A 24198-nucleotide genomic window follows, 5' to 3' on the forward strand; every position below is an offset into this window, starting at 1 on the left:
GAAGTGGGAAGCGTGAGCGATGCACAGGGAACCGGTGGCCTGCAGGTCGACCCGGTGTTGCGGGACTTCGTGGCCGAGGAGCTGCTCGTCGGCCTGGACCTGGAGCCGGCGTGGTTCTGGGGGACGGTCGCGGACCTCCAGCAGCGGTTCGGCGGGCGGGTCGCGGAGCTGCTGAGCCGCCGGGACGACCTCCAGGAGCAGATCGACGCCTGGCACCGCGAGCACGGTGCCGGTGACGTGGCGGCGCTGGAGGCCTTCCTCACCGAGATCGGGTACCTGCTGCCGCAGGAGGAGCCGACCGTCCGGGTCGAGCGCGTCGACCGGGAGATCGCCGAGGTCGCCGGGCCGCAGCTCGTCGTGCCGGCGACCGTGCCGCGGTACGCCCTCAACGCCGCGAACGCGCGCTGGGGGTCGCTGTTCGACGCCCTCTACGGGACCGACGCGCTGCCGCTGGACCACGAGCTCGCCCGCGGCTACGACGAACGGCGAGGTGCGCAGGTCATCGCCGAGGCCGACCGGCTGCTCGACCGCCACTTCCCGCTCGCCGAGGGCAGTCACGCCGCCGCCGTCGCCTACCGGGTGACCGCGCCGGGGGAGCTCGTCGTCGACACCGACGCAGGCACGACCGGGCTGGCCGACCCCGCCCAGTTCGCCGGCCACCGGCCGGGGGAGGGCGACCGGGCCGCGGCGGTCCTGCTGCGCCGCAACGGGCTGCACCTCGAGCTCACCGTCGACCCGTCGACGAAGGTCGGCGGTCAGCACCACGCCGGCGTCTCCGATGCCGTGCTGGAGTCCGCGGTCAGCACCATCGTGGACCTGGAGGACTCGGTCGCCACGGTCGACGGCCCGGACAAGGTCGGCGCCTACCGGACCTGGCTCGGGCTGCGCACCGGCGAGCTGACGGCGACCTTCGGCAAGGAGGGGCGCGAGGTGACGCGCAGCCTCCACGGCGACCGCAGCTACGTCGGCGCGGACGGCGAGGAGCTGGTCCTCCCCGGCCGGTCGCTGCTCCTGGTCCGCAACGTCGGACACCACATGCGCCTGGACGCCGTCCGGACCCCCGACGGCGAGCCGGTGCTGGAGGAGGTCCTGGACGTCCTGGTCTCCGCCGTCGCCGCGCTGCACGACCTGCGCGGCCTGGCGCGCTACACCCACACGCGGGCCGGCAGCGTCTACATCGTCAAGCCGAAGATGCACGGCCCCGACGAGGTCTCGCTCTCGGTGGAGCTGTTCGCCGCGGTGGAGGAGGCGCTGGGCATGGAGCCGCGGACCCTCAAGATCGGGATCATGGACGAGGAGAAGCGGACCTCGGTCAACCTCGAGGCCTGCATCGCCCGCGCCGCCGACCGGGTCATCTTCGTCAACACCGGCTTCCTGGACCGCACCGGCGATGAGATCCACACCGACTTCGAGGCCGGGCCGGTGGTGCCCAAGGGCGACCAGAAGACCTCCACCTGGCTGACCACGTACGAGGACCGCAACGTCGACGTGGCGCTGCGGGCCGGGTTCGCCGGGCAGGCGCAGATCGGCAAGGGGATGTGGGCCAAGCCCGCCGCCATGCGGGAGATGCTCGACACCAAGGGCGGGCACCCGCGGGCCGGTGCGAACACCGCCTGGGTGCCCTCGCCGACCGCGGCGACCCTGCACGCGCTGCACTACCTGGAGACCGACGTCCGCGCGGTGCAGCAGGAGCTGAGCGGGCGCCCGCTCGCCGACCGTCGCGACCTGCTGGTGCCGCCGGTGCTGGCCGACCGCGCCGACCTCTCGGCGGACCAGCGGGACCACGAGCTGGAGACCAACGCGCAGTCCATCCTCGGCTACGTGGTCCGTTGGGTCGGCCTGGGGATCGGTTGCTCCACCGTGCCCGACCTGGAGGGCGCCGGTCTGATGGAGGACCGCGCCACCCTGCGGATCTCCAGCCAGCAGATCGCCAACTGGCTGCACCACGGGATCGTCGACGAGGCGCAGGTCCGGGCGACCTTCGCCCGGATGGCCGGCCTGGTGGACGAGCAGAACGCCGGTGAGCCGGGCTACCAGCCGATGAGCGCCGACCTGGACGCCAGCCCGTCGTTCCAGGCGGCCCTGGACCTCGTCTTCTCCGGGCGCCGGGAGCCCAACGGCTACACCGAGCGCGCGCTGACGGTCTGGCGGCAGCGGGCCAAGCAGGCCGACCCCGGCCAGGAGTCGACGACCCGCAGCGCGGTGCTCGACGACGAGGCGCCGAGCCCGGCGCCCTGACCTGCGGCCCGCCGGTCCCCACGGGGACCGGCGGGCTCCGCACCCAGCCGGACCGACGACGGGGCCGGGCACGGACACCAGTCCGTGCCCGGCCCCGTCCGTCAGCTGGTGGTGCTGCCGTCCTGCCCGTTCAGCTCCTGCGCGAGCTTGAGCAGCGCCGAGTGGTCCAGCTCGCCGTCGCCCCGCGCGACGAGCGCACGCACGAGCTGGGTGACGGCCGCGGTCAGCGGGAGTGCGAGCCCCTCGGCGGCCGCGCTGTTCTGCACGATCCCCAGGTCCTTGGCGTGCAGGGCGAGGCGGAAGCCCGGCGTGAACGAGCCGTCGAGGAACGCCTGGCGCTTGCGCTCCAGGACGGTGCTCCCGGCCAGGCCACCGCCGATCACCTGCAACGCGGACGTCAGGTCGGCCCCCTGGGCGCGCAGGAAGACGACGGCCTCCGCGACCATCTGGATGTTGCCCGCGACGATCAGCTGGTTCGCCGCCTTCACCACCTGCCCGGAGCCCAGCGGGCCCACGTGCACGACGGTCGTCCCCATCACCTCGAACAGGGGGCGGGCCCGCTCGACGTCGGCCGCGTCCCCGCCGACCATGATCGACAGGACGCCGTCGATCGCGCCCGCCTCGCCACCGCTCACCGGGGCATCGAGCATCGCCACGGTGCCGGGCAGCGCCTCGGCGCGGATGTCGCGGGTGGCGACGGGGTCGATCGTGCTCATGTCGACGAGCAGCGCCCCTTCGCGGAGGTGCGGACCGATCGTGCTGACGACCGAACGGACGTCGGGTGAGTCCGGCAGCATCGTGATGACGACGTCGGCGGCCTTCGCCGCCTCGACGGCGTCATCGGTGGCCGCCAGACCTGCCTCCGCGGCGCGGGCCCGACCACGGTCGGAGCGCACCACCCCGGTCACGTCGTGCCCGGCCCGGGCCAGGTTGCGGGCCATGGGGAGACCCATGATGCCCAGGCCGATGAAGGTGATCGAGCTCAACGTCAGGCTCCTCTCCCGCGCTGGTTGCCCTGCGGGGCGCGGGGTGGTGGTGGGACGGGCTGCCAGGAGGGCGACCCGTGGTTGGCAACCGGTTGTCAGCTACGCTAGCCGGGAGCACCGGAACCCGCCAGGGTCGCGGGCGGCGAACGTCTCGTGGCGTCGGCGGCCGGATCCGGAGCACCCCGGGAGAGCAGCGACGGCAGGTGCCTCGTGGCGGGCGCCGGAGGAGGCAGTGCGATGAGCATCGGCTACACCGGGGTCCTGGTGACCCGGACGAGCGACCCCTCCGGCGCGGCCGGCACCGTGGTCCTGGTCAACTCGCTGGCCACGACCACGGCGATGTGGGACGACGTCGTCCCGGCGCTCGCCGAGCGTTTCGACGTCGTCCGGTTCGACCAGCGGGACCGGGGTGGTCCGGCGGCCCGGGAGCCGTTCTCCCTCGACGACCTCGTGGACGACGTCGTCGGCGTGCTCGACGAGGTCGGGACGGAGCGGGTGCACCTCGCCGGCATCTCCCTCGGTGGGCTCGTCGCCCTGCGCACCGCCGCCCGGCGACCCGAGCGGCTGCTGTCCGTCACCGCGATGTGCTGCGCCGCCCGGTTCTCCCGGGAGGTCTGGGTCGACCGGTGCCGGCTCGTGCGGGACGAGGGCATCGCCCCGATCGTGCCGATGGTCATGGACCGCTGGTTCACCCAGGACTTCCAGGAGCGGCGGCCGGACGTGCTCGCCCGCTACCGGGAGATGCTCGCGACCACGGACGCCGCGGGGTACGCCCACGCCGGCGACGTCCTGGCCGATGCCGACGTGCGGGACGACCTGCCCCGCATCACGGTGCCCACCCTGGTGGTCGGCGGCGAGGCGGACACCGCCAACCCGGTCACCGACCAGGAGCTGATCGCCCGTGCCGTGCCCGGGGCGCGGCTGGCGGTCGTCCGGGGGGCGGCGCACCTGGCGCCGGTGGCCGAGCCCGCCGAGGTCGCGCGGCTGATCGCCGGTCACGCGACCGCGCACCCCGCCTGACGGGGGCGGGGGTCAGCCGCGCGGGGGCGCGGTGGAGCCGCGGAGCACGAACTCGGTCGCCAGCGGTGTGCGGCGTCCCTCCTCGCCCTTCTCCACGGCCGCGATGAGCCGGCGGGCGGCCTCGTCGCCGACCAGGCCGAGCGGGGTGCGGATCGTGGTGAGCGGGGGAGAGGTGAAGTCGGAGCCGAAGATGTCGTCGAAGCCGATCACGCTGAGCTCCTCGGGCACCCGGACGCCGCCGTCCCGGCAGGCCTTGAGCAGCCCGGTGGCCATGAGGTCGTTGTAGGCGAGCACGGCCGTCGCGCCGGAGTCGCGGATGCTCTGCAGTGCGGCTTGTCCGCCCTGCAGCGTGGGCTCGCCCGGCCCGATCTCCACGATCGTCATGCCTCGCTCACCGGCAGCCGCGGCGAGCGTGCGGCCGCGCAGTCGGCTCATCCACGAACCCGAGGGGCCGGCCAGGTAGGCGATCGACCGGTGTCCCTGCTCGGCGAGGTGGTCGAGCGCGGCGCGGATGCCCGGGACGACGTCCGGGACCACGCCCGGGATGCCACGGACCTTGCGGTTCACCACGAACAGCGGCTTGCGCTCGGCCAGGGCTCGGATGTCGGCGTTGTCCAGCCGGGTGGCGACGAGGACGAGGCCGTCGACGGAGGCCAGGAGGCGCTGTGCCGTCTCGTTCTCGAGGTCGGCCGACTCCTGGGACTCGGCGAGGATGAGGATGTAGCCGCGACCGGCTGCCACCCGTTCGACCCCGCGCACCAGGTCGAAGTACACCGGGTTGGTGATGTCGGACAGGATCAGGCCGACCGTGTGCGTCCGGCCGGTCGGCAGCGCTCGCGCCATCGGGTTGAGGCGGTAACCGACCGCGTCGGCGACCTCGCGGATCCGCTTCTCGGTGTCGGCGCTCAGTCGCCCGGGGTTGTTCAACGCGCGGGAGACGGTCGAGGGACTGACCCCGCTCAGGCGGGCGACGTCGTAGATCGTGACGGGTCCGCGCGCGCGGCCGGCCGACGTCCCGGTGCCGTTCTGTCTCTCCGTCACACCCGTCCGTCCCGGCCGCTCGGGCCCGCACGACACGGGACGCCCGGCGGCATGCGCACTCGGAGGTCGGCCCGATCGTCGGGCCGGGGGCGAGCATACCGATCTGGCATCCGGTTGCGGATGTCCAGATGGCGGACTCCACCCGGCACGGCAGGTGCCGCGGGCTGTTCAGTCACAGATTGGCAACCGGTTGACAGGCTCGTGTGACAGTTGCCACACTCGGCTTCGGACATCCCGTTCCGGCGTTCCGTGCCGGTGGGGAACCCGAGTCAGAGGAGTCGTCCCCGGTGGATGCTGGTCCAGGCCCGCGCGACATCCGGACCGTCCTCGCGACGGTCTTCTTCCAGCCCGACGAGGTGGAACAACTGCGTCGCGCCTTCGCGCCGGCGGAGTTCCTCCACCTCAGCCCAGGCGACACCGAGGGCATCGCCCGTGCGCTGGAGAAGGCCGACGTGGCGGTGCTCTGGGGTGACCTCGACGAACGTCACCTGGCGGCGCCGGAGCTCCGCTGGGTCCACTGCGACCACGCCGGCCTCACCCGGTCGGCCCGGCCGGAGGTCTTCGAGAAGGGCCTCGTCGTCACCGGGTCCGCCGGTCGCTCCGCCCCGGCGCTGGCCCAGCACGCCTTCTACTTCGCCCTGGCGCTCAGCTTCGACGCGCGCGGGCTCCTGGAGATGCAGTCCACCCGTCAGTGGCGGGGTCCTGTCGGCTACGAGAACCGGCTGGCGCTGTACGGCAAGACCCTGGGGATCGTCGGGTTCGGCAAGACCGGCCGGGCGATGGCGCTGCTGGGCAAGGCCTTCGGCATGCGGGTGATCGCCTACCGCCGCCGGGCCGACGAGGACGCTCCCGGCGTGGACCGGCTGCTCGCCACGGATGCCGGGGACACCCTGGACCCGCTGCTCGAGGAGTCCGACGTGATCATGCTCGCCGCCCACCTGAGCGACGAGACGCACCACCTCTTCTCCACCGAGCAGTTCGAGCGGATGAAGTCCAGCGCCTACCTCATCAACCTGGCCCGCGGCGGCATCGTCGACCAGGACGCGCTGGTGGCGGCGCTGCACAGCGGCGCCATCGCCGGCGCCGGCCTCGACGTCGCCGACCCCGAGCCGCTGCCGCCGGAGTCCTCGCTGTGGGACGCGCCCAACGTCCTGCTCACCCCGCACATGACCCCCCGACTGCCCGACCGCACCGCCCGGTCGATCGAGGTGATCGTGGAGAACATCCGGCGGTACCGCAGCGGCGAGCCGCTGCTGAACGCGCTCACCCCGCGCGACGTCTACACCCCCCGCTAGCCGGCCGCGCCGCAACGGCGGCGCGGCCGTGCCCCGACACCCGCTCGTGTGCGTCAAAGGAGACCTCATGTCCGTGCTCCCTCCCCGCAAGCTCTCGCTCGGGGTCCCCGCCGTGGCAGCGCTGCTCGCGCTCTCGGCCTGCAGTGGCGGGGACTCGTCGTCCGGGGAGTCCTCGGGATCCGGCTCCGGGGGTTCCGGTGGCATCCGGCTCGCCGTCCAGGCCGCGCCGAACTCGCTGGACCCCGCCCAGCTGAACGACGGTCAGCAGCGCTACATCTGGGGCAGCGTCTACGACACGCTGCTCTACCCGGACGAGGAGGGGACCCTGCAGCCGAACGCGGCCGAGAGCTGGGCGTACTCCGAGGACGCCCGGACGCTGACCCTCGACCTGCGCGACGGCATGACCTTCAGTGACGGCGACCCGGTCACGGCCGAGGCGGTGCAGGCCACCCTGGAGCGGACCCGCACCACCGTCGGCCCGCAACAGGGGAACCTCGCCGCCGTCGAGTCGATCGACACCCCGGACGAGGACACGGTCGTGCTGAACCTCAGCAGCCCCGACCCGAACCTCCTCGGCTCGCTGGCCCAGGGCGCTGGTGTGATCGGCGACCCCGACACGATCGACTCGCCCGAGACGGCGCTCGATCCCGTCGGTTCCGGCGCCTACGTGCTGGACCAGGACGCCACGGTCGCCGGTTCGAGCTACGTGCTCCAGCGGCGGGACGACCACTGGAACGCCGACGCCTACCCCTTCGAGACGGTGACCGTCCGGGTGATCGCCGACCGCACGGCGGCCGTCAACGCCCTCCTGGCGGGCGAGGTCGACGCCGGCGGCGTCGATGCGGCCCAGGCCGAGCAGGCCGAGGCGGCCGGCCTGGGGGTCACGGTGGTCGAGGGTCAGGGCGTCGGCGCGCTCGTCCTCGCGGACCGGGGTGGGCAGGTGGCGCCCGAGCTCGCGGACGTGCGCGTCCGGCAGGCGATCAACCTGGCCCTCGACCGGAAGGGATTCGTGGACGCGATCCTCCAGGGGCTCGGCACGCCCACCACGCAGATCTTCAACCCGGCGTCGCAGGCGTTCGTGGAGGCGCTCGACGAGGAGTACCCCCACGACCCGGAGCGGGCGCGGGAACTCCTCGCCGAGGCGGGCCACGCCGACGGTTTCACGTTGGATCTCCCGGCCAACCTCCTCGTGCAGAACTTCCAGCCCTCCATCAGCCAGGCCCTCGAGGACGTCGGCATCACGGTCGAGTGGCAGCCCGTGACCATGCAGACCAACGTGCAGACGACGGACTGGGCCGGGTACTTCAACATCGGCAGCGTGGCTCCGCCGGCCCGGACCGCGGCGCTCTACTACGCGCCCGGTGGCTCGCAGAACCCGTTCGGCTACCAGGACCCCGAGCTCGACGCGCTGCTGCAGGAAGCAGCGAGCGCGGTGGACCCGGAGGAGGCGGCCGAGGTCTACCAGGAGATCAACGAGTTCGGGGTCGACAACGCGCTCTTCGCACCGATCTTCGCGCTGAGCCAGGGCTGGGCACTCGCCGACGGGATGACCTTCGAGGGCACGGCCAACTCCCCGCAGGACATCCGCTCCTTCGGCACCGAGTAGCAGCGGCGAGCCGCCCCGGGGCGCGGACCGACGTGCCAGGTCCGCGCCCCGGGGAGGGGCTCTCCAGCACCCGTCGCAACGGGTTGCCATGGCCGTCCGCGGCACGGCAGGCCCAGGCAGAGAACGAGGCCGTGCACTTCGAGGCAACTGGCTGGCAACTGGTTGTCGCCTCGATCACACCGGTGCTTCACTTCACAACAACGGGCGCTCGGTACCCACAGCTGCCCAGGCGGGAGACGGCGCCGGCTCGTACGGCCCGCCTCTGATCGTCACCGACCCGACCGTGCGCGGGAGGGCCCCCGGCCAGCCGCCGTCCTGACCGCCCCTCGACACCGACAAGGGCCCGCATGCTCCAGTACATCCTCCGCAGACTCGCCACCGCGCTGGTCCTCGCGCTGCTGGTCACGTTCTTCACGTTCTGGCTGCTGAGCTCGTCCTTCGACGGGGTGGCAGCCAACATCCTCGGGCCGGCCGCGACCTCGGAGGCGATCGAAGCCCTCCAGGTACAGCTCGGACTCGACCGGTCGGTGGTCGTGCAGTACTTCGACTGGCTCGGTGGCGTGCTCACCGGCGACTTCGGGAACTCCTACTTCACCAGCGAGCCGGTGGCGCAGGCCGTGGGATCACGGCTGGGCGTCACGCTCTCCCTGGTGCTCGTCGCGCTGGCGATCAGCGTGGTCATCAGCGTCGCGCTGGGCGTCCTGGCGGCCTCGCGCGCCGGAGCGGTCGACCGGCTCTCCCAGGCGGTCTCGCTGACCGGGCACCTGTTCCCGAACCTGCTCATCGCGATCGTGCTCGTCGTCGTCTTCGCGGTGAACCTGGGCTGGTTCCCGGCGACCGGGTACACGCCGCTGGCCGAGAACCCGGGCCGCTGGGCGCTGGCGATCACGCTCCCGGTCATCGTGCTCGTCATCAACGGCATCGCGAACATGGCCGCCCAGGTGCGCGGGACCATGATCGGTGAGCTGCAGAAGGACTACGTCCGGACGCTGCGGTCGCGGGGGGTGGCGACCCGGTCGATCGTCTACCGGCACGCGCTGCGGAACGCGGCCTCGCCGGCGCTGGTGGTCATGTCGCTGGAGTTCCTGTCGATGTTCGGTGGCGCGCTGATCATCGAGAACGTCTTCGCGCTGCCGGGCTTCGGGTCGTTCGCCTTCAACTCCGCGCTGCGGGGCGACGTCCCGGTGATCTTGGGCATCACGCTCTTCAGCGTGCTGCTCGTCGTCTCCATCAACCTGCTGACCGACCTCATCAACGGCTGGCTCAACCCGAAGGCGAGGCTCTTTTGAGCGAGGCACAGGCCCCTGAGACGGAGACCGAGACGGAGGCCGCGGACACCACGCAGCGTCGATCGGCGTTCGGCCGGCTGATCCGGGACCCGCAGGCGGTCATCACGGCGACGATCCTCGTCGTCATCGTCCTGCTCGGTCTCCTGGCGCCGCTCCTCGCCCAGCACGACCCGAACGAGTCGGCGCTCAGCGCGGTGAACGCCGACCCCGGGACCCCGGGCTACCTGCTCGGCGGCGACCAGAGCGGGCGGGACATCTTCGCCCGGCTGCTGTACTCGATCAACACGAGCGTCCTCTCCGGGCTCATCGGCACGAGCGTCGCCGTCGCCGTCGGGCTGACCTTCGGGCTGATCGGTGGCTACTTCGGAGGACGGACCCGGTTCGCCACCGAGTGGCTGTTCAACCTGATCATGACGTTCCCCGGTCTGCTGCTCCTGATCGTGCTGCTGCCGGTGACCGGCGGCGACTTCCGGGCGACGATGCTCATCTTCGGCGTGCTGCTGGCGCCGGGCGTCTACCGCATCGTCCGCAACCTGACCGTCGGCGCGCGGAACGAGCTCTACGTCGACGCAGCGCGGGTGTCGGGCCTGTCGAGCCCGCGCATCCTGCGTCGGCAGGTGATGCCGACCGTGCGGGGGCCCGTGATCATCTCCGCAGCGTTCCTCACCGGCTCGGCGATCGGGGTCCAGTCCGGGCTGGCCTTCCTCGGTCTGGGGTCGACCGAGGTCCCGAGCTTCGGCGCGATGATCGCCGACGGTTTCCGCAACTACTACGTCGACCCGCTGCAGTTCGTCTGGCCGGCCGCCTTCCTGGGCGTGCTGACCTCGGCCCTGGTCCTCTTCGGCAACTCGCTGCGCGACGCCCTGGCGGGGGCACGGCCGAAGGCCCAGAAGATCGCGGCGCCCAGCGTCCAGGCCGGCTCCCCGGCGTCCAGGGGGGAGGCGGGCGAGGCGCTCGTGCAGATCGAGGGCCTCAGCCTCTCCTACCCGACGCCGTCGGGTGGGGTGAAGGAGGTGCTCTCGGGTGTCTCGCTGGCGATCCGCCCCGGGGAGACCCTGGGCCTCGTCGGCGAGTCCGGCTCGGGGAAGAGCCAGACGGCGTTCTCCGTCCTGGGTCTCCTGCCGCCCGACGCCGTCATCACCAGCGGGTCCATCCGGCTCGAGGGGCGTGAGCTCCTCGGGTTGCGCGAGCGGGAGCTGATCCAGGTGCGTGGCCGGGCGATCGCCTACGTGCCGCAGGAGCCGATGTCCAACCTCGACCCCTCGTTCACGATCGGTGCCCAGCTGGTGGAAGGCATCCGGGCGACCTCGGGGCTGCCCCGGGCCGCCGCCGGGAAGCGGGCGCTGGAGCTGCTCGACCACGTCGGCATCCCGGACCCGAAGCGGGTCTTCTCCTCCTACCCGCACCAGATCTCCGGCGGCATGGCGCAGCGCGTCCTGATCGCGGGGGCGGTGGCCAGCCGCCCCCGCCTGCTGATCGCCGACGAGCCCACGACGGCGCTCGACGTGACGATCCAGGCCGAGATCCTCGACCTCCTGCGCGACCTGCAGGCGGAGATGGGCATGGCGATCCTGATGGTCACGCACAACTTCGGTGTCGTCGCGGACATCTGCGACCGGATCGCCGTGATGCAGCAGGGGCGGATCGTGGAGACCGGCGAGGTCGAGGCCGTGTTCCGCGACCCCCAGCACCCCTACACCCGGATGCTGCTCGACTCGATCCTCGACGAGAGCCACGTCCGCACGGACTCCCCGGTGCTGGTCGCACCGGGGGCGGAGGGACCCCGATGACCGCGACCGCACCGCTCCTGGAGATCGACGACCTCCGCGTCGCCTTCCCCGGCCGCGGCTTCCGGGCCCGGCCGATCGAGGTGCTGCACGGCGTCTCGCTCACCCTCGGCGAGGGGGAGGTCCTGGGGCTCGTCGGGGAGTCCGGCTCGGGCAAGACCACCATCGGGCGCGCGACGCTCGGTCTCGTCGCAGCGAGCGGCGGCACCATCCGGTTCCAGGGCGAGGACATCACCCATGCCGGGACGGCGCAGCGTCGCGCGCTCGCGCGGGACATCCAGGTGGTCTTCCAGGACCCGTACTCCTCGCTGAACCCGGCGCTGACCATCGAGGACATCCTCAGCGAACCGCTGATCGTCCAGGGCGTCACCGCACGTGATGCCCGGGCCCGGGTGCTGGGCCTGCTGGACAAGGTGGAGCTGCCCAAGGACGCGGGGCAGCGGCTGCCCCGTGAGTTCAGCGGCGGCCAACGCCAGCGCGTCGCCATCGCCCGCGCGTTGGCGCCGGGACCGAAGCTCATCATCTGCGACGAGCCCGTGTCGGCGCTGGACCTCTCCACCCAGGCCCTCGTGCTGGAGCTGCTGATGGACATCCAGCGCGAGACCGGTGTGTCGTACCTGTTCATCTCCCACGACCTCGGCGTGGTGCGCCACGTCAGCCACCGGGTGGCGGTGATCTACCAGGGCGACATCGTCGAGACCGGGCGCGCCGCGACGGTGACGTCCACACCCGACCACCCGTACACCCGGCGGCTGCTGCTCGCCTCGCCTGTCGCCGACCCGGTCGAGCAGCGCCGGCGCCGGGAGGAGCGGCACCGCATGGCCCTGCTGGCCGATGGAGGAACACCCGCCGGCCAGCAGGGCGACCCGGCCGGTGAGCACGACGACCCGAACCAGGTGTCGGGCGCGGTCGCCGGGTGGCCCGGCCCCGCCATCCGGCCGGAGGCCTGAGCCGCCCGACCGTGCCCGCCGGGTCCCCGGCCCGGGAGGCCGGTCCCGTCCGCCCCGGAGCGTCGTTCGCCCCGCCCAGTTCGGGACGAACGACGTCCCCGCCCGTCTCGAGAGGTGCACATGCCCGACCACACCGACCCCACCCAGCGTGACCTCCCCGCGGGGAGTCGCTGGCGCGAGCCGTTCACCGTCCTCCAGACCAACCTGCAGCAGGTCGACGCGGACGTCGACGTCGAGGTCGCGCTCGACGCGGTCGAGGACCACGGCGCGGACACCTGGCTGCTGAACGCCGGCGGGATCTCGTCGTTCTACCCGACCGACCTGCCCTTCCAGACCCGGAACCCGCTCCTGGCCGGCCGCGCGTCCGGGGACCTGTTCGGTGACGCGGTCGCCGCCGCGAAGCGCCGGGGCGTCCGGGTCATCGCCAGGCTCGACATGTCCAAGGTCTCGGCCGGCATCGCCGAGGAGCACCCCGACTGGCTGTACCGCTCCCCGGAGGGCGAACCGCAGCTCTACAACACGCTGTACAGCACCTGCCCCTCGGCGGAGTACTACCAGCAGCGCACCCTCGATGTCGTCGACGAGGTCCTCGACCGGTACGACGTCGACGGCCTGTTCTTCAACTGGTTCAACTTCAACGAGCGCGACTACGACGAGGTGAACCATCCGCCGTGCCACTGCGCCGCGTGCCGGGCGGGGTTCGCGGAGTTCAGCGGCGGCAAGGAACTGCCGACCACGCTGGGCGGTGAGGACTTCGGCCTGTGGCGGCAGTACACCAGCGCGACGCTCGCCCGCCTCACGGCGACGATCGTCGACCACGTCGCGGCGCGCGACCGGGACATCGGCGTCCTGCTCCGACGCGGGGCGCCCATCGTGTACCTGGAGGGCAACAACGCCTACCGCGCGATGCCCGGCAAGGAGTTCTGGCCGCACGCCACCGCGGAAGCGGTGAGCGCGCACGTGTCCTCGCAGCCGGGCTCGGCCGTCATGGTCAACTGCGTCGCCTTCATCGACCACGCCTACCGCATGGGCGCCGAGCAGCCGGAGCACTTCGCCCAGTACCTCGTGCAGACGGTCGCCCGCGGCGGCAACCCCTCGGCCTTCTTCTTCGGTGCCCCCGGGCGGCTGCCGATGCAGCGGGCGCTGTCGCTCGGGCGCGAGGTGATGCGGTTCCGGCGGGACCACACCGACCTCTACCGGCAGCTCGAGCCGGCGGCACCGGTCGCCCTGGTCCGCCCTGACCACGGCTCGGTGACCACCGGCACCTACTGGGAGGTCATCGACGAGTTCCGCGGCGTCTACGAGGCGCTGCTCGAGCAGCACGTGCCCTTCGACGTCGTGCCGGTCGGTGACCTGGCGGCGGTCGCGGCGGTGGGCGCGCTGGACCGGTACTCCCTCGTGGTGCTGCCCGACGTCGGGACCCTCGGCCGCGGTGCCGCCGGGGTCGACGACTACGTCTCCCGGGGCGGGAAGCTGCTGATCACCGGCGCGGCCGGGGTGAGCCGCGACGGCTCCGTGGAGCTGGAGTGCAGCCCGGCGCTGCGCCCGGTGGCACCCGCGCTGGCCGGCGCGGACCTCTGGTCGACGTACGTCACCGACCGAGAGCAGCCGCGGATGGCGGAGTACCACTACGACGCGCCGATCCTCCCGGTCATGGGCCGCTACCAGCGCTTCGAGTGGCGACCGGACGTCAGCACGGTGGGCTTCGTGCTGCCCCGCGCGCCGCACGGGCCCCCGGAGCTCGCCTACGGGCACACCGCGAGCGACGACCCGGACCGAGTGCTGCGCCGGTTCGGCAGCGGGGAGGTCGTGCTGGTGCCCTGGACCGTGGGGCGGACCTACCGGGAGTACGGCAAGACCGACGTGCGGGACCACCTCGGGAGCGTGGTCCGGTCCCTGGTCGCCCCGGCGGTCACCGCGGAGCTGCACGACCGCGTCGAGGTGGTCGTGGGGGAGAGCGGTGGCAGCACGGTCGTCCACCTGCTCAACCACAGCGGCGCGCGTCGCCGGTCCTACGGCGCGCACGTCCCGGTCGGGGGTGGCTCGCTGCGCCTCCGTGGGCGGGGCGCGGACGACCTCCGGGTCGACGCGCTCGTGGCCGGCGTCCCCCTGCAGACCCGCGCCGACGGTGCGGACCGGGTCGTGGACCTGCCGACCGTCGATCTCTTCGAGGTCGTCCGGATCACGGCGGCGAGCTGACCCGGCCGTCGTCCCCACCCGCGCCAGGAGGTCCCATGCGGATCGTCATCTGTCCGGACTCCTTCAAGGGGACGTTGTCCAGCACGGAGGTGTGCGAGGCGATCTCCGCGGGGTGGGGCGACGTCCGACCCGACGACGACCTCGTCCTCCTCCCGCTGGCCGACGGCGGCGAGGGGACCCTGGACGCCGTGCACGCGGCCACGCCCGGGTCGGTGCTCCGCAGCGCCGGGCTGGTGGCCGGGCCCGACGGCCGTCCTGTCGAGGGGCGCTGGCTGCGCCTGCCTGATGGCGCGGCGGTCGTGGAGCTGGCATCGACCAGCGGTCTCACGCTGCTCGACGCGCCCGACCCCCTGGGCGCGACGACGCGTGGCCTCGGGCAGGTGATGCGGGAGGCGGCGCGAGCAGGAGCCCGGGAGATCGTCGTCGGCCTCGGGGGCTCGGCGTCGACGGACGGTGGCCTCGGGGCGCTCGCCGGCGCCGGCGCGATCGTCCACCGCGACGGTGGTGTGGACGAGGGCGGGGGATCGCTCCGCTCGGTCCGGGGCATCGACACCGGTCCGCTCCGGGCCTTCCCACCGGTCCGCCTGCTCGTCGACGTGCTGAGCCCGCTCTGCGGCCCCCAGGGCGCTGCCTGGGTCTTCGGCCCGCAGAAGGGCGCCACGCCGGAACAGTGCGCGCTGCTCGACCAGGGGCTGCAGCACCTCGCGGGGCTGCTCGGCGGAGACCCGACGCTGCCGGGGTGCGGCGCCGCCGGCGGCACCGGCTACGGCCTGGCCCAGGGGTTCGGTGCCACCGTGCAACCGGGTGCCGCGTCGATGCTGGACCTGGCGGGCGTGGCGTCGGCGCTGGCGGAGGCCGACCTGGTGATCACGGGGGAGGGGCGCTTCGACTCCCAGTCCGGCCTCGGCAAGCTCGTCTCGGCGGTCCTGGCGGCCGCTGCCGACGCCGGCGTGCCGGCCCGGGTGATCGCCGGACGGGTGGACGCCGACCCCGGCGTCCCGGCCGTCGCGCTGGCCACGATCGCCGGCTCGGACGAGGAGGCCATGCGTCGGCCCGCCCACCACGTGCGCGCCGCGGCCCGCGAGCTGGCCGGCGCGCTGATCACCGGAGGCCAGGCCGCTCCGCGCGGCTGACCGGCCTTCGTCGCCCGCGGCCGGCCCCGGCCCCGCCCTCGGCCGGGAGCCGTGGGCGGAGCCGGGGTGGACCTCAGTCGCCGGTCGCGGCGGCCGCGGTGCTGTGCACCACGACGTAGGGCTGATCGGACAGCGACGCACCGAGCCCCGGGACCAGCACCGGGTGCTCACCGTCGGTCTGCACCTCGGCGAAGAAGAGCAGGGGGAACGGCGCCGTCGTGTAGTCGGCGGGGACGGCGGCCTCGAAGTGCTCGCCGACGCGGCTCATCTCGACCGACTGCACCTCCTCGGCCTGGTTCAGGTGCCGGTAGCGCAGGACGGCGCCGGACACCGGCGCGTCGACGACGAGCCGGACGGCGAACGCGTCGCCGTGGGTGTACCGCTCCGCGGTCTCGAACCGGCCGGGGACGACCGTGCGGCTCTCCCGCTGGACGAGGGCGGGGGAGGCGGAGGCGGGCTCCACCGCGCGGGCCCGCTGGAGCTCGATGCGGAGCAGGTAGGCGTCCTCCCGCATCGCCATGAGCCGGTCCTTCCACGTGCCGCGCTCCATCGCGCCCGACCCGAAGGCCAGGTCGTCCTGGTACACCCCGGCCACGAGGGCCGGGATCTCGCCGTAGGCCTTGTGCGACTGCTCGAGCAGGCGCGCGGACTCCTCCAGGTGCGCCACGTCCCTCGTCCGGGCGAACAGGGCGTACGCCACGGCGGCACGGAACTTGCTGGCGAAGAAGCGTGCGAGCTGGACGAGCACCCGCAGGTCGATCAGCGTCCGCTGGGTCTGCGGGTCCGCGGGATCGGCGACCTCGACAGCGCGGTCGGTCGCGGCGCTCCCCTCCGCGGCCATCGTCTCCAGCCACGCCGCGACCTCCAGCGGCGTGTACCGCGCGTCGAGCGACCCACGCAGCGCGTCGTCGCAGTACTGGGCGACGGAGTAGAAGAGCGTGGGGTCGAACGGGCTGACCCCTTCCCAGGTCCGCGGCTCCGGGGTGTCGTACACGTAGTGCGTCATCTGCCGCCAGAAGGACACCGCGAGGTCGGTGTACATCTCCGGCCAGTAGTGGTTGTTCGCGACGCTGACGCCGTGGACGACGGTCACCAGGGGCAGCGCCCGGCTGAGCTGGGCGAGGGCCTCCTCGAGGTCGGCCGCCGCGGCGCCGTAGTCGTCCCTGAGGAAGCGGCGCCACACCTCGGGGTCGGTGCTGGGGTCGTACATCAGCCGTCCCCAGAGCAGGTAGTTGTACCGGTACTTGCGCCAGTCGTGGACGCCCAGCCGGAGGTCGTCGCGGACGTAGGGGTCGCGTCGGCCGGGTTCGCCGGTCCCTCGTCTGCCCTTGAAGGTGAGCGGCTCGCAGAAGTCGACGCCGCGCGAGCCGCCGATCGTCGCCAGCCGCCCGAAGCCGGCCGCCATCGCGGGGTCGCCCCACAGCAGCAGCTTCTGCGTGCCCGGCCACATGCGGAACATGAAGTCGATGGGGCGGTCCTCGGCGAGGAAGTCGGCGTACCCGTAGCGGGTGAAGCGCCGCTCGACGTCGGTGACGCCGGTCATCTTCCGGTTCATGCCGGGCCAGGCGAACGGCGTGAGCTCCTGAGGCCGGATGGACGTCTGGTGGTACGGCAGCCCCAGGTGCTCGGCCCAGTACTTGGCGGAGATGACCGGCTTGATGTTCGGCTTGACGATGCTGTCCCGCAGCGCCTGGTCGACCCCCTTGGAGTGCATGTCCACCTCGATCGGCCGACCCACGTCGGAGACGGCCTGGAACACGACGTCCCAGAACAGCTCGTGTCCCTCCTCGTGGATGCCGCCCTCGTGGTGGACCCGGAAGGTCACCCCGTCGATCTCCGGGATCCGCTCGAGCAGCAGGCCGAGCGCGGCCGCGGAGTACTGGGCGTGCGTCTCCGGCCCGACCCCCAGGATCGGGTACCACTGCGGGGAGTCGTAGCCGTAGTCGTAGGCGTGGTTCCACAGCCCGAGCTGGAAGGTCATGCCGCGGCGCTTCGTCTCCTGGGCGATGTACGCCAGTGCGTCGAAGTTGCGGTCCCGCTCCGCGTCGGTCACCCCCTGCGCGCGCACGGTGTGGCCCGGGACGTCGAGCAGGAAGGGGTAGGGGAAGCAGAGGTAGTTGTCGGTGGCGGTGCGGCTCTCGAAGCCGGTGCCGTAGTTGTACTGCATCCCGAAGGCCAGGTGGAACCGGTTGAACCGCTGCTGCGCCAGGTGGTCCAGGTAGTCGGTCCAGAAGGCCCGGTCGTGGAACCACGGGGAGTCCTCGTGCACGCTGGAGAACGCCCGCACGATGCCGCGGACCGGGACGTGCGGACGCTGGACCTCCGACTCCCCGACCTCGAACGAGGCCACGCCGCCCGCGGCCAGCCGCTCGGCGACCTCGGTGAGGGCGTAGGCGAACCCGCGGTCGTCGGTCGCGGCGATGGACAGCCGGCGACCGTCGCCGGCGGACGCCTCCACCGACATCGCGTAGGACTCGGCCTCGTCGGGGCAGGCCGGGCCGCCGGTGCGCCGGAGGTCGTCCGGGTTCCCCAGCGTGACCGCGAGATCGCTCGCGGCGTCCTCGTCCGCGGGGTTCGCCGTGCCGACCTGCAGGCTGATCGACCGGGCATCGGCGGCCTCGCGGAGCTTGCTCAGCGCCCAGTCGATGGCCGGTCGCTCGGCGAGCCCCGGTGGGGCGGACACCAGGATGGACGTCGGGTGGGGCATGGGGGGACACCTCTCCGTGCTCGGGGGTCACAGCTGGTCCGCACGGGGCGACGCCGTCGGCGCGTGGAGCTCGTCGCATCGGCACCGGTCACCGGCACTGTGGACAGCGAACCTATGCACGGTGCGCGAGGCAGGTCAACCTCTCTGGCATCCGGTTGCCAAAGGTTCGGGTGTGTCGATCGGGGCCCGCGCACCGCGCTGGCTGCCCTTTGCGCCCTGCCACTGGACGTGACCGCGCTGTGATCTGGACTACAGGTGGTGACAACAAGTGGCAATCGGTTCTCCGTGAGCTGCGCCACTGCTTGGTTGAGGTCAGCCAGAGGGCTCCGGTGTGCGGATGCAGATCCGTGGCACCGCGGGTCCTCCCGCGTCCGGCACGTCCGCGCCGGTAGGTGCGCATCACAAGGGAGTGACCATGCTCGCCCAGTTCACCCGTCCGCGGCCCGTGCCGCGGCGTCTCGTTGCGGCCCTCGGGGCCACGGCCCTCCTCTCGACGGCCGCCTGCTCGGGCGGGTCGGAGTCGTCCGGCGAGGGAGGGGGCTCGTCCGGTGCCGGTGACGCGACCCTCGCGCTGCCGATCCAGGCGCAGCCCAACTCGCTGGACCCGGCACAGCTGCAGGAGGGCCAGCAGGCGTTCGTCTGGACTGCGCTCTTCGACTCGTTGTTCGTCCTGGACGAGAACGGCGAACCGCAGCCGTACGCAGCCGAGAGCTACGAGTACTCCGAGGACCTGCAGACGCTCACGCTCACGCTGCGCGAGGGCATGACGTTCAGCAACGGCGACCCGGTGACCGCCGAGGACGTGGCGGCCACCCTCGAACGCACGCGCACCACGCCCGGGCCGCAGCAGCCCAAGCTCGCCAGCGTGGAGTCGGTCGAGGCGCCCGACGAGCGCACCGTCGTCCTCGACCTCTCGGCGCCGGACCCCACCCTGCTGTCCAACCTCGCACTGGCCGCCGGCGTCATCGGGGACGCGGAGACGCTCGACGACGAGTCCACGGCGCTCGACCCGGTCGGCTCGGGGCCGTACGAGCTCGACACCGAGGCCACGGTGACCGGTGCCACCTACGTGCTCAACCGCCGGGACGACTACTGGAACGTCGAGGACTACCCCTTCGAGACCTTCCGGGTGCGGGTGATCCAGGACCAGACGGCGGCGTTCAACGCCCTGCAGTCCGGGGAGATCAACGCCGGTTCGGTGCAGCCGGCCCAGGCCCAGCAGCTCCAGGGTGCTGACTTCACCATCTCCGAGCTGTCGCCGAACGCCACCGCGAGCCTCAAGATCCTGGACCGGGAGGGCACCGAGGTGCCGGCGCTCGCCGACGTCCGGGTGCGCCAGGCGATCAACATGGCCTTCGACCGCGAGGGGATCGTCGAGGGGATCCTGCAGGGCAACGGTCAGACCACCGAGACCCTCTTCGCCCCGGGCACGCCCGGGTACGTCGAGCCGTCCGTGTACGACTACGACCCCGAGGCCGCCCGCGCGCTGCTCGCCGAGGCCGGGTACCCCGACGGGTTCGAGCTGACCCTGCCCGCCACGGTGGTCTCGACGAACTTCCAGCCGACGGTCTCCCAGGCCCTGGGCGAGATCGGGATCGACGTCACGTGGGAACCGTTGCCCCCGACGGACACCGGTTCGGCCATCCAGTCCGGGGCGTACCCGGCGGCGTTCTGGATCGAGAGCCTCGACGTGCCGTCGCGGGTGCTGCAGGACCACTACAGCGAGACGGGTTCGATCAACCCGTTCGACACCGTCACCCCGGAGATCCAGGCGCTGTACGAGGAGATCGCGACCACGGCCGACGTGGACGCGCGCGCCGGGCTGTACGAGGAGGCCGGCACGGTCGTGGTGGAGCAGGCGCTCGACGCGCCGATCGGTGTCATCGGGACGCGCTGGGCCACCACGGACGGGATCGAGTTCGTCGGCACCGGTGCCCGGCCGCTCAGCACCATCCGGGCGTTCGACGTCGCCGAGTAGGTCCAGCCGTACCCCGCTCGCACACGGGTCCCGAGTGGCGTCCGCCGCTCGGGGCCCGTGCCCGTGTCGGCGCCGAGCCCGGGGCTCAGTCCTCCAGCTCGGGCACGAGGGAGCTGAGGAAGGCCCGGATGACGGTGGGCATGCTGACCGTCTCGCGGTCGAGCAGCCACTGGGTCTGCGTGCCGCTGACCAGGGACACGGTCATGGTGGCGAGGGTCTCCGGGTCGATGGGGGAGCGCAGTCGCCCCTGCGTGGCCAGGGTGGCGAAGGCCTGGCGGTAGAAGTCGCGCAGCGCGCGCGAGCGCTCCGCGTAGTAGGGGTGCGCGGGGTGGCGGGGTGACGTCGCCTCGGCCGACAGCACCACGTGGAGCTCGATGATCCCCGGACGCTGCTCGTTGTCGACGAGCACCGCGAGCATGCCCCGCAGGGCCTCGATCGGGTGGGTGGCGGGGTCGAGCGCCTGGGCGGAGTGCAGGTACGCGGTGCTCTCGTCCGCGCGCAGCCGGAGGACCGCGGCCAGCAGGTCCTCCTTCCGGCTGTAGTGGTGCAGCAGGGTCGTGTACCCCAGGTCGGCCCGGCGGGCGACGTCCTTCATCGTCACGCCGTGGAAGCCCGTCTCCGCGAGGGCGTCGACGCACGCCTCGACGATCCGGTGGCGGATGTCGGCGGACTTGGCGTAGGGCCCGCGGGTGGATGGCGTCGTCACGAGATGTCGTCCCCAAAGTCGTATCGGAATCCAACATTGATGGTAGCGTGCGGGCACCACGCCGGGTGTTCCCGAGGCGCAGCGCCCCGCACCCCGAGGACGCTCCCACGACCGCCGGTGCTCCGGGCCTGCGGGCGTGCCGGAGCCGGGCCTGGCGGGGCCGGCCGGCGGCACGTGCCGCGGCGAGCTGACGGAGGAATGACGTGACCAGCGACCTGACCACCCTGCCGTGGGACCCGACCGGCTTCTCCGCCCCGGGGCGGTTGCCGATGACCGCCCTGCGCCGGACCGCGGAGGTCCCGCTGGACGGCGACTGGCAGTTCCAGCTGCTGCCCGCCCCCACCGCCGCGCTCGGCAGCGAGTGGACGACCGTGCGCGTACCCAGCCTGTGGACCATGTCCGAGGACGCCGACCGGCCGCACTACACGAACGTCCCCATGCCCTTCGACGAGGTGCCGCCGCAGATCCCGGCGGCCAACCCCACGGGGGTGTACCGGCGGACCGTGGAGCTCACCCCGCTCGAGGGGCGTCGGGTGGTGCTGCACGTCGGCGCCGCCGAGGGGCTGCTGCGCGTGGCGGTCAACGGCCGGCCGATCGGGTCCAGCAGCGACTCGCACCTGGCGGCGGAGTTCGACGTCACCGACGCCGTGGTCGCCGGGACCAACACGATCGACCTGGTCGTGGTGAAGTGGTCGGCGGTCAGCTACCTGGAGGACCAGGACCACTGGTGGCAGTCCGGGCTGGCCCGCTCGGTGTTCCTCTACACCGTCCCCGAGGTCCGGCTGGCCGACGTCGTCGCGGTCGCCGACTACGACGCGGCGACCGGTCGCGGCTCGCTGCAGCTCACCGTGGAGACCGACGGGCTGGCCCACCTCCGCGACAACGACTTCTCGGTGGAGCTGACCGTGTTCGGCCGCACCGAGACGCTGCCGGTCTCCCCGCGGATGACGGCGCCCACCCTGCCCAAGGCCGGCCGGGAGCGCACCAGCCGCCCCGCGCCCCGGCTGCCGGCCGACTTCATGGACATGGTCAGCCTGACCGCGGCGCAGGCGCCGATCCCGCCGGAGCTGCGGGCCATCCCCGGCATGCTGGGGCAGGGCATGAAGCTCACCGCGGCGCCGGCTGGCCGGGCGGTGTTCTCCCTCGCCGAGCTCGAGGTGGAGCCGTGGTCGGCCGAGCGGCCGCAGCTCACCGACGTCGCCGTCCGACTGCTGGCCGCCGACGGCCGGGTCGTCGACGAGACGCAGCTGCGGGTCGGGTTCCGGCGGGTGGGGATCGTCGAGCGTGACCTGCTCGTCAACGGCCGCCGCATCCTCGTCCAGGGCGTCAACCGGCACGACGTGCACCCGCGCACCGGCCGGGTGATCACCCGGGAGGACATGCTGGCCGAGCTGTCGCTGCTCAAGCGGTGCAACGTGAACGCGATCCGCACCGCGCACTACCCGAACGACCCGGTGTTCCTCGACCTCTGCGACGAGATCGGCTTCTACGTGGTCGACGAGGCCGACGTGGAGGGGCACGCGTTCGCCTCGACGATCCCCGACGACCCGCGGTACCTGACCCCGATCGTGGAGCGCATCACGCGGATGGTGCTCCGCGACCGGAACCACGCCTGCGTGATCGCCTGGTCGCTGGGCAACGAGACCGGGTACGGGGCCGCGCACGACGCCGCCGCCGCGTGGATCCGGCGCTTCGACCCGACCCGCGTCGTGCACTACGAGGCCGCGGTGGCCACCGACTGGTACGGCGGCCACGCCGCCACCGACGTCGTCGCCCCGATGTACCCCTCGTTCGACGCGCTGGCGGCGTACTCCGCCGACTCCCGGGCCGACCGGCCGCTGATCACCTGCGAGTACGCCTACTCGCAGGGCAACTCGACCGGTGGCCTGGCGGAGTACTGGCAGCTGTTCGAGACCCTGCCGGGGCTCCAGGGCGGCTTCCTGTGGGGCTTCAAGGACCAGGCGCTGGACCCGGACGGCGACGGCCGGTACCGCTACGGCGGCGACTTCGGCGACGAGCCGAACAACGGGCCCACCCTGCTGTACGGCATCGCGTTCGCCGACCTCACGCCGAAGCCGGCCCTGCTCGAGCTGCGCGGGATCTTCGCCCCCGTGCGGATCGTCTCCGGCCCCGCGGAGGTCGTGGCCGGCCGGCTGCGGCTGCGCAACCGGCAGACCTTCGCCGACCTGGGCGGCTACGACCTCACGCTGCGGATCGAGACCCGGACCGGGCCCGTGGGCGAGGTCGCCCTGCCTTCCCTGGAGGTCCCGGCCGGCGCCGAGGTCGACGTGCCGCTGCCCACCTCGATCCGGGAGCTGCTCACCTCGGCGACCCCGCTCGCCCTCACGCTGAGCGTCGCGACGCGGGAGGACGCCGGCTGGGCGCCGGCGGGGACGGTCCTGGCCGAGCACCAGGTGGTCCTGCCCCGCCACCCGGAGCCGTGGCCGGCGACCGGGACCACCGCGCTGCCGGTCGACGGCTCCGGGACGCTGCGGCACCCGCTGCTGCGCCGGGCCCCGCAGCTGTCCCTGTGGCGGGCACTGACCGACAACGACGGGTCGTTCAGCCTGGACCAGCGCTTCGTCCGCAGCGGCTTCTTCCGGCTGACCGCGCAGGAGGTCACCACCGAGGAGGCCGCAGCCGGCCTGGTGGTGCTGACCAGGTACGCCGCCGCCTGGGGGGACGAGGTCGTCCACCGCCGCACGATCCGCGGGCTGGGGGAGGGCGACGTCCTCCTCTCCGAGCAGGTGACGCTGCCCGAGGGGACCACCGACGGTCTCCGGGTCGGGATGGAGTTCGAGCTCGGCGATGGCTTCTCCCACGCCGAGTGGGTCGGCCTCGGGCCGTGGGAGAACTACCCGGACCGCGCCTCCTCCGCGCTGCTCGGCGCGTGGTCGAGCCCGATCGACGACCTCGCGGTGCCCTACGTCCTCCCGCAGGAGAACGGCACCCGGGGCGGGGTCACCGAGCTGCGGCTGTCCGGCCCGGCCGGTGAGGTCCGGGCCACCTCGACGACCCCGCTGCACATGAACGTCAGCCGGTACACCGTCGACCAGCTCGAGGACGCCGCGCACTGGTGGGAGCTGCCCGCGAGCGCGACCACGGTGGTCCACCTCGACGTCGCCCACCGCGGCGTGGGCACCGCGCTGCTCGGCCCGGACACCCGCAAGCCGTACCGGCTGTCGGCTCGTGAGCACGCCTGGGAGTGGCGGCTCACGCTCTCCGGCCCCCGCTGAAGCACCCGGCGCCGGGTTCCCGGCGCC

The 24198-nt window shown here is 72.8% G+C and carries 15 protein-coding genes; 11 read left to right on the plus strand and 4 right to left on the minus strand.

Translation table 11 applies throughout. The features are described from left to right. The first annotated feature begins 12 nt into the window (after positions 1–12). A complete protein-coding gene (locus O2V61_RS22125; RefSeq protein WP_269185440.1) occupies positions 13–2238 on the plus strand; it encodes a malate synthase G in 2226 nt (741 codons plus the stop codon). A 101-nt stretch (positions 2239–2339) separates the two neighbouring features. Here the strand turns inward: O2V61_RS22125 and O2V61_RS22130 are convergent, their stop codons facing one another. Then, positions 2340–3224: an NAD(P)-dependent oxidoreductase gene (locus O2V61_RS22130; protein WP_269185441.1), complete on the minus strand. Its 885-nt coding sequence runs from the start codon at positions 3222–3224 to the stop codon at positions 2340–2342. Between the two features lie 237 nt (positions 3225–3461). Here O2V61_RS22130 and O2V61_RS22135 point away from each other — a divergent pair, with 237 nt between their 5' ends. Further along, positions 3462–4244, plus strand: a complete 783-nt coding sequence (locus tag O2V61_RS22135; protein WP_269185442.1) for an alpha/beta fold hydrolase — start codon at positions 3462–3464, stop codon at positions 4242–4244. A 12-nt stretch (positions 4245–4256) separates the two neighbouring features. Here the strand turns inward: O2V61_RS22135 and O2V61_RS22140 are convergent, their stop codons facing one another. Further along, a complete protein-coding gene (locus O2V61_RS22140) occupies positions 4257–5285 on the minus strand; it encodes a LacI family DNA-binding transcriptional regulator (RefSeq protein WP_269185443.1) in 1029 nt (342 codons plus the stop codon). A 287-nt stretch (positions 5286–5572) separates the two neighbouring features. On the opposite strand from O2V61_RS22140, the gene O2V61_RS22145 reads away from it, so the two are divergent. The 7 genes from O2V61_RS22145 (at position 5573) to O2V61_RS22175 (ending at position 15544) form a co-directional block, all read left to right on the plus strand. Continuing rightward, on the plus strand, positions 5573–6580 hold the full coding sequence (locus O2V61_RS22145; RefSeq protein WP_269185444.1) for a D-2-hydroxyacid dehydrogenase: 1008 nt from the start codon (positions 5573–5575) through the stop codon (positions 6578–6580). Between the two features lie 67 nt (positions 6581–6647). Next, the gene (locus O2V61_RS22150) at positions 6648–8186 is read left to right on the plus strand and encodes an ABC transporter substrate-binding protein (protein ID WP_269185445.1); all 1539 of its coding nucleotides are present in this window, start codon (positions 6648–6650) and stop codon (positions 8184–8186) included. Positions 8187–8533: 347 nt separating this feature from the next. Then, positions 8534–9475, plus strand: coding sequence for an ABC transporter permease (locus tag O2V61_RS22155; RefSeq protein ID WP_269185446.1), 942 nt, complete (start codon positions 8534–8536; stop codon positions 9473–9475). Continuing rightward, the gene (locus O2V61_RS22160; RefSeq protein WP_269185447.1) at positions 9472–11265 is read left to right on the plus strand and encodes a dipeptide/oligopeptide/nickel ABC transporter permease/ATP-binding protein; all 1794 of its coding nucleotides are present in this window, start codon (positions 9472–9474) and stop codon (positions 11263–11265) included. Before O2V61_RS22155 ends, O2V61_RS22160 begins: the two co-directional genes overlap by 4 nt. Further along, positions 11262–12212, plus strand: coding sequence for an ATP-binding cassette domain-containing protein (locus O2V61_RS22165; protein WP_269185448.1), 951 nt, complete (start codon positions 11262–11264; stop codon positions 12210–12212). The genes O2V61_RS22160 and O2V61_RS22165 overlap by 4 nt, the downstream gene beginning before the upstream one ends. Before the next feature lie 120 nt (positions 12213–12332). Then, the gene (locus O2V61_RS22170) at positions 12333–14411 is read left to right on the plus strand and encodes an alpha-amylase family protein (protein WP_269185449.1); all 2079 of its coding nucleotides are present in this window, start codon (positions 12333–12335) and stop codon (positions 14409–14411) included. Between the two features lie 35 nt (positions 14412–14446). Then, positions 14447–15544, plus strand: coding sequence for a glycerate kinase (locus O2V61_RS22175; RefSeq protein WP_269185450.1), 1098 nt, complete (start codon positions 14447–14449; stop codon positions 15542–15544). 73 nt (positions 15545–15617) lie between these two features. Here the strand turns inward: O2V61_RS22175 and O2V61_RS22180 are convergent, their stop codons facing one another. Further along, positions 15618–18251, minus strand: a complete 2634-nt coding sequence (locus O2V61_RS22180; RefSeq protein WP_269185451.1) for a hypothetical protein — start codon at positions 18249–18251, stop codon at positions 15618–15620. Positions 18252–18666: 415 nt separating this feature from the next. Between O2V61_RS22180 and O2V61_RS22185 the strand changes: the two genes are divergently transcribed. Further along, positions 18667–20229 (plus strand): ABC transporter substrate-binding protein, encoded by a 1563-nt coding sequence (locus tag O2V61_RS22185; protein ID WP_269185452.1) that lies wholly within the window; start codon positions 18667–18669, stop codon positions 20227–20229. Positions 20230–20314: 85 nt separating this feature from the next. Here the strand turns inward: O2V61_RS22185 and O2V61_RS22190 are convergent, their stop codons facing one another. Next, entirely contained in the window at positions 20315–20935 is a 621-nt protein-coding gene (locus O2V61_RS22190) for a TetR/AcrR family transcriptional regulator (protein ID WP_269185453.1), read from the minus strand. A gap of 203 nt (positions 20936–21138) precedes the next feature. On the opposite strand from O2V61_RS22190, the gene O2V61_RS22195 reads away from it, so the two are divergent. Further along, positions 21139–24171 (plus strand): glycoside hydrolase family 2 TIM barrel-domain containing protein, encoded by a 3033-nt coding sequence (locus O2V61_RS22195; protein WP_269185454.1) that lies wholly within the window; start codon positions 21139–21141, stop codon positions 24169–24171. The last annotated feature ends 27 nt before the right edge of the window (positions 24172–24198 follow it).

This window comes from Modestobacter sp. VKM Ac-2985 (assembly GCF_026967925.1).
Classification (GTDB): domain Bacteria; phylum Actinomycetota; class Actinomycetes; order Mycobacteriales; family Geodermatophilaceae; genus Modestobacter.